This is a genomic window from Variovorax sp. P4_D9 (assembly GCF_056401695.1).
The window spans coordinates 1-11,912 of the sequence record NZ_JBFUIU010000233.1; the positions used below are offsets into that span (position 1 = coordinate 1).

At 62.4% G+C, this 11,912-nt stretch carries 10 protein-coding genes and 1 pseudogene; 4 read left to right on the forward strand and 7 right to left on the reverse strand.

Features of this window, described 5'->3' with window-relative positions:
* The 4 genes and pseudogenes from AC1DY5_RS23715 to AC1DY5_RS23730 all read right to left on the reverse strand — a co-directional run.
* A pseudogene (locus tag AC1DY5_RS23715) lies at positions 1-263 on the reverse strand (hypothetical protein); the annotation flags it as partial.
* A 480-nt stretch (positions 264-743) separates the two neighbouring features.
* Positions 744-3,035 (reverse strand): xanthine dehydrogenase family protein molybdopterin-binding subunit, encoded by a 2,292-nt coding sequence (locus AC1DY5_RS23720; RefSeq protein ID WP_478115311.1) that lies wholly within the window; start codon positions 3,033-3,035, stop codon positions 744-746.
* Positions 3,028-3,528, reverse strand: coding sequence for a (2Fe-2S)-binding protein (locus tag AC1DY5_RS23725; RefSeq protein ID WP_478115313.1), 501 nt, complete (start codon positions 3,526-3,528; stop codon positions 3,028-3,030). Before AC1DY5_RS23725 ends, AC1DY5_RS23720 begins: the two co-directional genes overlap by 8 nt.
* Positions 3,529-3,586: 58 nt before the next feature.
* On the reverse strand, positions 3,587-4,969 hold the full coding sequence (locus AC1DY5_RS23730; RefSeq protein WP_478115314.1) for a c-type cytochrome: 1,383 nt from the start codon (positions 4,967-4,969) through the stop codon (positions 3,587-3,589).
* 237 nt (positions 4,970-5,206) lie between these two features.
* On the opposite strand from AC1DY5_RS23730, the gene AC1DY5_RS23735 reads away from it, so the two are divergent.
* A complete protein-coding gene (locus tag AC1DY5_RS23735; protein WP_478115316.1) occupies positions 5,207-5,431 on the forward strand; it encodes a hypothetical protein in 225 nt (74 codons plus the stop codon).
* Positions 5,432-5,434: 3 nt separating this feature from the next.
* Here the strand turns inward: AC1DY5_RS23735 and AC1DY5_RS23740 are convergent, their stop codons facing one another.
* The 3 genes from AC1DY5_RS23740 to AC1DY5_RS23750 all read right to left on the reverse strand — a co-directional run bounded on the left by AC1DY5_RS23740 (position 5,435) and on the right by AC1DY5_RS23750 (position 7,516).
* Entirely contained in the window at positions 5,435-6,244 is an 810-nt protein-coding gene (locus AC1DY5_RS23740) for a radical SAM protein (RefSeq protein ID WP_478115318.1), read from the reverse strand.
* A 61-nt stretch (positions 6,245-6,305) separates the two neighbouring features.
* A complete protein-coding gene (locus AC1DY5_RS23745) occupies positions 6,306-6,875 on the reverse strand; it encodes an exonuclease (protein ID WP_478115320.1) in 570 nt (189 codons plus the stop codon).
* Positions 6,872-7,516 carry a DUF7146 domain-containing protein gene (locus tag AC1DY5_RS23750; protein WP_478115321.1) on the reverse strand — a complete coding sequence of 215 codons (645 nt, stop codon included), beginning with the start codon at positions 7,514-7,516 and terminating at the stop codon, positions 6,872-6,874. The genes AC1DY5_RS23745 and AC1DY5_RS23750 overlap by 4 nt, the downstream gene beginning before the upstream one ends.
* A 175-nt stretch (positions 7,517-7,691) precedes the next feature.
* On the opposite strand from AC1DY5_RS23750, the gene AC1DY5_RS23755 reads away from it, so the two are divergent.
* The 3 genes from AC1DY5_RS23755 (at position 7,692) to AC1DY5_RS23765 (ending at position 11,375) form a co-directional block, all read left to right on the forward strand.
* Positions 7,692-8,702, forward strand: coding sequence for a hypothetical protein (locus tag AC1DY5_RS23755; protein ID WP_478115323.1), 1,011 nt, complete (start codon positions 7,692-7,694; stop codon positions 8,700-8,702).
* A gap of 12 nt (positions 8,703-8,714) precedes the next feature.
* Positions 8,715-9,830, forward strand: coding sequence for a hypothetical protein (locus AC1DY5_RS23760; RefSeq protein WP_478115325.1), 1,116 nt, complete (start codon positions 8,715-8,717; stop codon positions 9,828-9,830).
* A 510-nt stretch (positions 9,831-10,340) separates the two neighbouring features.
* Positions 10,341-11,375, forward strand: a complete 1,035-nt coding sequence (locus AC1DY5_RS23765; RefSeq protein ID WP_478115327.1) for a hypothetical protein — start codon at positions 10,341-10,343, stop codon at positions 11,373-11,375.
* Positions 11,376-11,912 lie beyond the last annotated feature (537 nt).

Sequence of the window (11,912 nt, forward strand, 5' to 3'; positions counted from 1 at the left end):
ATATAGGTGGCACCTGTGTCGACGAGGAACATTGCCGGCTGATTATTGATGAAGCCCCTCAAGCGAAAGTGGCCGTCTTGATCGATTGGGACAGTCATCTCCGACGGCATGGCAGAGGATGACCGACTCTCCACCAACTTGCATCCTCTCTGCTGAGCAAGGGTCGCATTGTTGGTGTATTCGCCACCGCACTTCCAGACCCGGCCCTGAGCGGAGGCTAACCCTGCGCTCAATATCGTGACGGCAAAGAGCAAGTACTTCATTCGAGTGGTTCTTCTACGGTCCGAAGTCAGGTTGAGCGAGCGCCGATGGCTTCCAAGGACATAGAAATTCGGTCATCGGTGGCGACTGTAGCGGCTAACTTTACGATGTCCACCTCTGATGACGTAGGTGCCGTGGTGGTCGGATCGACCCTATATACGGCGMATCGCAGTCGCGTGGGCGTGGGACTTCGGACATCCCGGCTGGCCCWCTGAGTCCACCGGCCCGAATCGGAGGTGCTATTTAAATGCGAATGATCACGCTTGCTTGGGACCGGCCGTTCGCGAAGAAAAATGCCAAGGTCTGGTTTCGTCAGCCACCGACATTCGACAGGACGAAGGCGAACGACGGCAGACAGTCTGGAGCACGCGCTCGAGCCTGGACTTCGAACTAGAACTGCCGGGCTCTGGGGCGTCGTTGGGGTCCCGCCCGCGAGCGAATGGTCGCGAGGTGCGGTGCGCCATGCTGGCGGCCACTCGACGTCAGCTCTTCATCGCCTTCAATACATCCGAGGGCTGAATCGGCAGATCCCGTACCCGCGCCCCCACGGCATTGAAGATCGCATTCCCGATCGCGGGAGCCACGACGGTGGTCGCCGGCTCTCCAAGTCCAACCGGCATCTCGGTGCTCGCGATGAACTCGATGTCCATCTCCGGTTCGTCGCCCATGCGCAGCGGCGTATAGCTGTTGAGGTTGCTGTCGGCCACCGCGCCGTTGACGAAACGGGTGCCTTCGTGCAGCGCCATACTCACACCCCACAGCGCGCCACCCTCGGCTTGCGCCAGTGCGCCGTCTGGGTGTACGACAGTTCCCGCATCGATGACGATGGTGAGCTTTTCGACCTTCACGAATCCCGTTGCACGGTCCACCTTGACGCGGGCGACACAGGCCACCCAGGTGGGCATGGCGCGTTCCTGGCCGAACGTCGTGGCAAACCCTAGGCCCGTGCCCTCTGGCATCTTGCTGCCCCAGCCGGCCTTTTCGGCCACCCGCATCACCACCGCAGCTTGCCGTCGCGCACCACCGGCCGTTGATGGCGTACTACCCGCGTTTCGGCCCTTGCCATCGAGCAACTTCAGCCGAAACGCGACGGGATCGACGTTGCGGGCATGCGCGGCTTCGTCCATGAATGACTCCAGCGCCCAGTTGGTCCAGCCCGGTCCCACCGAACGCAGCCAGCCAGGACGGAAGGCGCGATTGGCCAGGCCGTTGGACAGCGCGCGCACGCGCTGCGCACCTACCGTGTACCAGTGGTCGGCGCCTGCGATCGCGAACGGGTCGTACTTGACGCCGTTGTCGGCCTTGCTCATGAATGCGGGGATCATCACCTCGGTCGGCCAACCTGCCGAGGCGCTGTGTGCCATCGCGATCACGTTGCCGTCTGCGTCGAAAGCCATCCGCACTTTCTGGATCGAGGGCGAGCGGAATGAATCGAAATGGATGTCGTCGGGCCGCGTGAACACCACCTTGACCGGCTTTCCGAGCGCCTTGGAAGCCAGCGCCGCAGGAACAGCATAGTCGCCATTGAGCCTGCGACCGAAGCCGCCGCCGAGCAAGTACGAGACCATGACCACTTTCTTCTCTTCCACGGCCAGTGCCTTGGCCAGGATCGGCAGGATGAGCGACTGCCACTGGTTGCCAGTGTGGATCTGCCAGACCCCGTCCTTCTCGAAGGCAAGCGCGTTGACTGGCTCGAGCTGGAAATGCAGCACGCTTGACGTCTTGTAGGTGGCCTCGACGAAACTGGCGGCCTTGCCGAAGAGATCGTCCACGCCGTCGTCGCCCACCACGAGCGCGCCAGGCTCGGTCGATTCGATCTGCTTGCGGCCGAACTCGATGACGTCTTTTTCAGACACCTTGGAGGTCTCGTCGGACGCCCATTTCACCTCTACAAACGCAGCGGCGCGAAAGGCGTTGAATGTGCTGTCGGCCATCACCAAGACCCAGCCCGGCACGGTGTTGCTCGGGTCCTGCAGCACCAGATGGCCCTGGTAACCGGCCGAGCGCTTCGCCTTGCTGTCATCGACCGAGAGCACCTTCGAGCCATTGCGCGTCGGCGGGATCTTCGGCGCCGCGTAGACCATGCCCTCGACCTTGGCGTCCATGCCGTAGATCGACTGCCCGTTCGTCTTGTCGGGGATGTCGAGTGCCTGCGTCGGCAGCCCGATCTGTCGCCGGGCGGTAGGCGCCTTGACCGGCATCCTCTTGAGTTCTTCGGCCGTGAAGCTCGCACTGAAGCCACCCCGCTTCACGATGTCGCCGTAGCTCACCGAGCGCGCACCCGATTGAACGCGCCCACTGCGCGCCTCGCAGTTGGCGGGGTCGGCGCCGAGCATCCGGGCACCGGCGACAATCAGCGTCTCGCGACCGGCGGCGCCAGCCTGGCTCAGCGCCTCGAAGCTCTGCCACACCGACCAGCTGCCGCCTGTAACCATCAAGCCCCACCTCGGATCGCTGTCGACATGGTTGATTCGCACCTGCACCCAATCGGCCTCGAGTTCGTCCGAGACGATTCGCGCGAGCGCGGTACCCACGTGCTGACCCATTTCTGCTCGAATGATGTTGACGGTGACGATGCCCGCGGGGTCGATCTGGTACCAGATGTTCGGCTCGAAGTTGCCGCTCCGCGCCGCCTCGACTGGGTTGGCGACGCCCATTGCATTGCGCGAGAAGGCCATCACAAGGCCCGTCGAGGCCGATGCGATGAGAAAGCCGCGGCGCGACAGGACCGAGGTCGCTGCACTTTCGGCGCTGCGGGTCAGACGGTCAAACATGCTTGGCCTCCTGCACCGGCACGACTGCAGTGACCGACATTTCAGCCGCGGCCATCTTGATCGCCCGGCGGATGCGCACATAGGCCATGCAGCGGCACAGATTTCCGCGCATCACGCCATTGATATCTTCATCAGTCGGCGCTGGAATATCTTTCAGCATGGCCGCGGCCTGCATGATCTGCCCCGACTGGCAATAGCCACACTGCGGCACTTGGCATTCGACCCAGGCCTTTTGCAACGGATGCGGCTGTTGAGGCGTCAGCGCCAGCCCTTCGATGGTGGTTATCTTCGCGCCTGCGACCAGTCTAACCGGCGTGATGCACGAGCGCGTGGCGCGGCCCTCGATGTGCACGGTGCATGCGCCGCACATGCCGATGCCGCAGCCGAACTTAGTGCCGGTCATGTTGGCGTGTTCGCGGATCACCCACAGAAGCGGCGTGTCCTCGGAAACGTCGGCCGAGATGGCTTTGCCGTTGATTTGGAGATTGACCATGAGTTCAGTTCCTTTCGGCTTCGCCGCGCTGCCTGGCCACCACCGCGGCCACGTTCTGCTATGCGGCCAGATCGGTGCGCGTGCGTCTCAAATAGCTCACGAGTGCTGCAATGTCGTCGTCTGAAAGCGCGGTCGCGAAGGCCGGCATCATTGCTTCGGGCAACCCTTCTCCGTAGCTCATGCCATGGAGGATCACGTTTACGAGGTTGGTCGGGTCGGCTGCCATCAGCGAGCTCTTCAGGCTCAACTCGGGCCGCATGGCCAGAGGCCCCGAGAGCGCGTTGTAGTGGCAGGCCGCGCAGGCGCTCGCATAGACATTCGCGCCATGGTCGACGGTCTGCAGATCGAAGCGCGACCTGGCCAATTTGTCCGCCACCAGGCCAGGCACATCGGCGTTCCTGGCCGAAGAGCCGTTGATGCTCGCAAAGTAGTCGGCAATGGCGTGCACATCGCTGTCGTTGACCAGCGCCATGCCCTGAGACACCACATGAGACATCGGGCCTGCTGCGACACCGTGGTAGGCGGTGCCGCCCTTGCGCAGATAGCCGTAGAGTTCGGCGCTGTTCCATGGCACCGGGGCGGTATTGGATGCATTGAGCGCCGGTGCGAACCAGCCGTCCACCCAAGCGCCGGCATAGCGCGCGTCGCCGGTCTTCTCGGCGCCGAGCGCATCGCGCGCCGTGTGGCACGACGAGCAATGCGACAGCCCTTCGGCCAGGTAAGCGCCGCGATTCCATTCAGCGCTTCGCGAGGCGTCGGGCTCGTAGCGCCCCTCCTTGAAGAACAGCAGCTTCCACCCGGCCTGGAGTAATCGCACGTTCAGAGGGAAGGGCATGTCGGCGACTTTCGCGGCCTGCTGCACCGCCGGGCGCGTCATCAGGTACGCGTAGAGTGCGTTGACATCTTCGTTCGACGTCTTCGTGAAGCGGTCATACGGAAAGGCGGGGAAAAGATGCGAGCCATCGCGCGCTACGCCTTCGTGCATCGCGCGAGCGAATGCTTCAAGCGACCATGTGCCGATGCCGGTTTCGGCATCGGGCGTGATGTTGGTCGTGTAGATGGTGCCGAAGCCGGTCACCATCGGCAGGCCCCCAGCAAACGGCTTGCCGCCAGCCGCCGTGTGGCAGACGACGCAGTAGCCAGCGGCGGCGAGTTTCTCGCCGCGCTGCACCAAGCCTGGCTCGAACGAAGCGGCGACTGGTCGTGTGATCGGCGCGATGGCCGATTTCCATGCAAACGCCGTGAAGGCAATCAGTCCGGCGACGATGAAGCCGATCAACCAGAGCAGGCCCTGGGTCCATTTTTTCATCGCAGCTCCTCCGAATGTGAACTGAGTTCGACACCTATTTCTATTGAGAGGGCCTTCCGATCCTGTCAGAGCTGATCGTGGGCACTCGCCTTGCGGTCCAGGGATGGTGCGGCTACGCGATGTCCGCCGCATTTCGCTTTGATTGCAGCCGTAACACGCGGCAAGTCGAGCGGGGCCGCACCAGGGTCCACAGCGACATCGGGACAAGGTGCGAGGTCAAGAACCCATTCCGTCCGATGCCTACAGCGCCGGAAAGGGGCCGCATGTCGAGCGGGACTTGGATTGCCGCGGTGCGGCGGGCAGTTGTGCTCGTGTTCCACGAACCCTCGCTGGGACCGATGAAGCGCGAGCGACTGGCGCGCTGCGCACATGCGTCGCTTCGCGAGAAATGATCTTGCACTCAGGGCAAGTGCCGAAAGTGCCGGCGACGATGTCGCAAAAAAATTCTATGCGAAGCACGATCCAGGCGTCGAAGGCGAGCAAGGGAAACGTACCGATGGTCAACCGACCTTGGAGAAGTTCATGGACACCGTTGACGTGCTCATTCTTGCGATGGTGAGGTGCCCCAGTGCCTCGGGCCTTCCCAGAAAGTAGCCGCTATTCGAGCGCTGCAGCGGGCCGGAAGCCGATGCGCCTGCGCACGACGGCCTCCCCCGGAATCGAACCCAACTCGGTGTCCATCGATTCGCTCGCGCGCTCCAGCACGAGGCGGCCATCGGCCTCCACCACATGAACCGGCCGCGCCGAGAAATCCAGCCAGCGCACGTCGAGGCGGCCCTGTAGTTCGCGGCGCTTGCGCCGCACCCGATCTCGAAGCTGCGCGTGCTGCGCGCCCACCAGGCTGAACCGGTCTCGCAGCGCAAAGCCGCTGCCACGCGGAATGAAGGGCAGGATGCTCAGCCGATGCACGCGCTGGGCAAGGCAGAAGTCGGCCATCCAGTCCAGTACCCACTCGCTGCCGGCGACCACCGTCGTCTGCACGGTGGTCGGAACGCCCGATGCCAACAGGCGGACCAGATTGCCCCTCGCCAAGTCGAAGGCGGCGCGCCCCACGATCGCATCGTGATGCGCGCGGTCGCCATGCAGACTCACCTTCACTTGTGTGCCCGATGCGCGCAGGGCGGCCAGCACCGGTGCGGGTAGCGAAATCCCATTGGTTGTCATCAGCGAACTGCTGCCTTGCCCTCGCACATGGCCGAGCAGTTCAGCCAGCGCAGGATGGATGGTGGGCTCGCCGCCGCAGAAGTGGATGGTTCGCACGCCATGCGCGGCCAGCCAGTCGAGGCGTTGCACCAGGACCGCGACCGGCGGATGAGCCCCGTCCGGCGGCGCCAGGCAAAAGCTGCAGCGCGCGTTGCAATAACGCGTGACCCGGAAGCACACGGTCGGCGGCAGGCGCAGTTCCATGGTGCAGTTGTATGACGGGCGGACCCATGCAAGAGAGGCTGAGACGAGGCACCGCGGACCCTCAGCGACGCCTGCTCTCTGCCAGCATATTGCAAAAGAGCGAACCCTGTTCCAGCGCATCATCGAGCGCGACATGGGTATGCGGCAGTTGGTCGAACCAGCGCCGCGGCATGGCGTTCTTCACGCTGCGCCGGTAGTCCTTGCGCAGCATCACCATGGCCATGGTCTTGATGTCCAGCGCGGAAAAACTGAAAGGGCTGCGGCCCGCGAACGAGATCAGATACCAGTAGACGAACATGAAGTCGAAGGCCGCCGGATAGCCGACGAAGACTGGCACGCCCGACAAGGCTTCGAGCCATTCCACGTACTCGATCATCACCGCCCGTGGCGGTCGGGGATGGGTTCGCGCCGCCTCCCAGGCCTGCGGGCGCTGGCGCCACCATTCGAGCGTGTCGGGATGGGCGGCGGCGCCGGGTAGCAATTCGAGGTTGGCCGAGAAGGTGCCGAGCAGCTTCTTGTTCGCGTCGAACGCAGCGGATGCGAGGCTAAGCATCGAGTGCGGGCCGGGGATTGGCCCGTCGACCTCGACATCGGTGCTGACGTAGATCTCGTTGCCGGGCTTGTTGCTCATGGGGCGGTTGTATCACCGGCCAGCATATGGCGAAGATGGCGCGCCAGGTCGATCGGCCCGTGCTTGTCGAGTGCGGTATTCCAGTCCTTGCAGCGCTCGGGCGGCAACAGGCGGCGCACAGAGGCGCCAGGCAGGTACTGCGAATAGCACTTTGCCTGATGTTCCCCGGGCCGGTTGCCGTCGAACCCCAGCCACACGACGCGACCTTCGCAAACCCGCGGCAGCCAAGGCGCCCAGCGACAGATGGTGGCCAAGGCGCTCCATCCGCAGACAGCCAGCGACAGCGCATCGAAAAGCCCCTCCACGAAGATGAGCGGATCAGCGCGCCAGCCGTCGCCCACACTCACCACGCCGCCGCCCGGCCCAACGGTGAGCATCTTGTCCTGACCGTGCAGCGTGCTCAGGTAGCGGCCGTGCACCGACGCCAGCATGCCGTCGGCACCGTGCAGGCCAACGATCACCGCGGCGCGGCCGCCCCAGTCAGGATCGAAGCGCAGGCCTGCGGCCTCGGCCACCTTGAGCGGAATGCCGCGATGCTCGACGTAGGCCTGGCCAAGCGTCCCCGCCAAGGGGCGCGCGCGCGCAAGACGATCGCCTGGCAGGTCGCCGGAACGAGGGACTCGGAGCGGATCGTTCGCCATGTGTCGGGCATCGGCTGATTGCGAGGGATGCCGCGCAGAATTCGTCGCGGCACCTTGCACATTGTCTCCAGAACATTGGTTGCCGCGCGCTTGCAGGCGCCGGCTCTTTGCGGAACAATTCCCGCCTCACTTGCGCACACTTCACAAGCGGGACCGGGGCCAGCGCTGACGATTCGTGCTGGCGCAGCGCAATGCAGCGCGGGCAGGCATGCCTGGGGGGGTTGTGATGGTGACTTCATTTCGGGCACTAGGTGCCCTGGCACTGGTCCTCGTCGCATGTTTCACCAGCGCCGGCATCCTGGCGCCCAACACAGCGCTTTCACCGGGGCAATCCATCAGTTCCGACAACGGCCGCTACGTCCTGGTGATGCAGGGCGACGGGAATCTCGTCTATTACCGGACATCCGACTGGACCCCACGCTGGAACAGCCAGACTCAGAGTCCCGGTGCGCTCGCCCCCATGCAAGGCGATGGCAACCTCGTCGTGTATGCCAGCAACGGCGTCCCGCTCTGGAACTCGCAAACGTCCGGCAACCCGGGTGCATACCTGATGGCGCAGGATGACGGCAATCTGGTCATCTATGGCAGCGGCAGGGCGCTCTGGAACATCGGCGCCGACGTCGTCTCCGGCGATCCCCAATTGGCTGGCGACGTGGTCGGACGCGACCTGTCGATCTCCGGCCTGGGTTCGCTGGGACACACCGGCATGTTCGACGGAAGTGTCGTCGTCGAAGTATTGAATGAGGGAAGCAATGCCATCCAGTATGAATCTCTCGCCAGCTTCAAGTCGCGTTCCGCGTACTGGGGAACGGCCTCTCCCAACAACCCCAACCACCTGTTGAACAAATGCTTCAGGACGGCGTGCCTGCAAGCGACGGACTTCGAGGATGTGCGGGCCCGGATGGCGCTGGTCAAGCGTGCCTTTCAGGCCTTTCTTATCGGAGCCGACTACACCTATGGTCAGCACTACACGAGCGCCAAGCCTCTGATGTGGGGTCGTCCGCCTGAGCGTGGACTGTACCGCTGCGACACGTTCATCGTGAATGTGTACGAAAAGACGGCCGACGACGAAGGCATTCCGTCGATCTACCCGGTTCCTCAACTCTGGCTGGATCGGAATCGCGACCTCAAAGATGGCATCATGATGCCGTCGAGGCTCTTCAACACGATGAAGGGTTGGACTTGAGGCGCGGCAGGTATGAAAAAGGCCGGCCTCCTCGCCGTCGCAGGCATCGTCTTAACCGGGATTTTCTGGGGATGGTTGAAGTCGCAACCCGTTGCAGTGACGGCACCGCATCAAATAGCATCCGCGCCCACACTCAATCGAGACGAACGAGGGTCATCCGTAGCCGCCGCAAGGTACGCAGCGGAGATCGCGGCCGCGAGGGACAAGCAGGATTCGCAAAACCCGCTTGCCTCGTATGTCCCAAGGCCCGGCATCGAGGGACGCAATGAGCTCGATCGAATCTTCGCGCAGGGCGTGCCTCTCACCACTCGATCGGCCTTGGCAGCGCTCGCTCTGCTGAGGGCAGGAATCAGCGACGACGAGAAGATTGCGCTGGCCCGCATCCTTGGACGCCTGTACTCGCCGGATAACGCGACCGGCTACAACTCCGACATTCTGCTGGATCTGCGCAGCTTGATTGGCGACAGCAACAAGGAGGTCGCGCGATCTGCTGCACTGAGCTTCTCGCGCATCGGCTATCTGCCGGGATCGGATGCGCTGCTGAAGACCGCGTTCGAAGCCCGCGTCCTGAGCGCGGACGACTACTACGGCGAACTGGCCCACATGGCGCCGCTCGCGCCTGCGGGCGTGCAAGATGAACTTCTATCGGCGATCCGCGGCTCAGCGAACCCTTACGCGGCCGACATTCTGGCTGGCTCGATCAACGACGATCCCAAGATCCTGAAAAGCTACTCCGCCCGCTCGACGAATGAGATCGCGCAATTGCTCGGCAACAGCGAGCCACGGTTCGCAAGCGCTGCCGGCGACTTCGGCCTCACGGATGCCGTGAGGTACGCCAACTGGCTGCGCGCTACCGCTCAAGTAGAAAACCTCAGCCAAGGAACCGATGTGGATGCAGCGATCGTCGCGAGACTGAGCACGCCCGGAACCGATCCTCGCAAGATCACGGCCTATCTCTTGATGCCAGAGGCGTCCTCGATCCTGTCGTCCGCGCTCCTGGGCTCACCGGCGGGGGGATTGGTCTCTGCCTCCAATCAATACGCGGCCCAGCATCCGCGCAACATGACCCTTCAATCGGCCGCACAGGAAATCGGCCAGAGAGTCGGAAGGCCCAAAGGCAAACCTTGACGCGAGACTCTCAAGTAGCGTCTTGGGTCGCGCCTGTATTGGCGACGGTAGGGCAGCCTTCTCAAGGAGAGCGTGCTCGGGAGCATGCGCTTCGCTGGCCATCTTCATTCCTTGTCGTCGAGATGCGCGACCGCAGATGCAAAAGCGGGCAGCGCAGAGTCGCAGTCGGCGCACCGTGCACATGATCGACGAACGGTAGGCAACGTAAGACGGCAAGGGCCCACTGCCATCCTTCGCCCTCCTCCGTTCAACGGCAGGTGAGCAGCGGTTCCGGTCTTTCCTGGCGAGTTCACGCTGTAAAGACGAAACCGGTCATCCAAGTGCCAACGAATGCCAGCATCGACGGCCGGTCTCCGGGTAGCGCAGACACAACTCGTCGGATCCAATATGACTCGCGCATCCTCCAATGTTGGGACGCAAAAAAGCGCTCGGGCACGCGACAGCAGTAAATTGCGAATGCCGCGCTAGAAATGGCGGGGGACCCAACCCGTGCCGAAAAGGGGAACTATCGTGAGCAACTCCGAACTTCAAGACAAACTATCCGCAGTTCTCGGTGACTCGATGGGTGTACGCGTTGAACGCTTTGGCTGGCCGGCCCGGGCACGTGTCCACCCCGTCGTTGCGGCATTCTTAGCCTTCGCGGTCTTGATATTTTTTTTCTCTCTTCCGGTGTGGGTGGTCGAGTCGCGGCACATTACAACCGTCGTCCGCCTATCCATTTGGGGAGCACTCTACTTTGGGGCGGCAACGTACATGGCCCGACTCGCTACAGAGGAGATCATGGGTGTGATCATCGACGAGATGCAACCGCTAATGTCTGAGAGCCAGAAGGCGTACGTTTGCAACGCTCTAGAAAGTCGGTTCTCGACTCGTCGAATACTTTGGGTCTCAATAGGGGTCGCGACGCTGGCAATCGGAGCTTCATCGTTTGCGCTTCAAGCCGCAACGATTCAGGGCTGGGCGCTTGCTCTGATACTGATGGAATTCTTTGTGCTCTACCTCACGGGAGCACAGGCGACATACGCAGCAACCTTTTACGCGACGTTTGCGGAAGCAGTTGCCAGGGAGCCGCAAGCACTTTCGCCTTTGCGAAACAGCGAATCACCAATCATCGTCGTGCTGCGCAGTGTCGGAGCGATTGTCTTGCTGTTTTGGATTGGGATCATGCTTGCGGTTTTGACTCTAATTTATTTCAGTGCAACCGCGAACATGTTCGTTCTGGTTGTCGTCCCCGTCGCGAGTTTCTTTTCTTTCGTTCGAGGCTCGGCCGTATTCATATCGGTCGATTTAAAATTACGTCGCGCGTGCCGTCGCGCAGCTGCGAATGTGCGGCGAAGATTGGACACGCAGGCGCGCACATTGATAGACGACATTGATGAATCGAGGGACTCGACGATAGAGCGCTTGGACAAAGTGAGCAAGCTACTTGATGCGACTACCGCCAAGACTGTGGGGGCGAGTTTTCTCGTCGCAATTAGCCTGATGACGCCATTAGTGGGCCCGGTAGTATCACTGCTCGTTCACTTCTATGGAAAGGGAGCTTAAGAACCAAAGGTGGGACGGCATCAACTCGTCCTTCTTTGTTATTCGACGGTTCCTCCGTCGGCGGACTCGTTGTTGAACTTTTCTCCGAACTCGGTGATGTCGGCACCGACGATGAAGACGTCCTTCGCGCTCGTTACCCTGCCGGTATCATGCAGTTTAATGCCGCATATCCGGTCAGCTTTGGCGACACGGGTCTGGCAGACACAGCTGCAGCTTGTAAGGCCGAGCGACCGCTCCCGATCATTGCGGTCGTCCGCGCCGATATTCCGACCGGCGGCAATGGGCCCGCAGCGTCAGTTCGCCAGATGCGGAGCAGACGTTGAAACTCTCACTGTGAGGCCGATGCCAGTCATTCTGGTGCCAAGCCATCCACCGTAAGATGGTGCAGACACAACCCGTTGCTGGCGCGCGGCGACGAGATTGGTCTAGCGCGGAGCAGACGGAACTGCCACCCAACCGAGTCAAGATTTTGTTGACCGACCATGGGGACGACCAACGGTCCTGCTGTACCGCCTGCATCGGCGCGCGAAGCAAGGG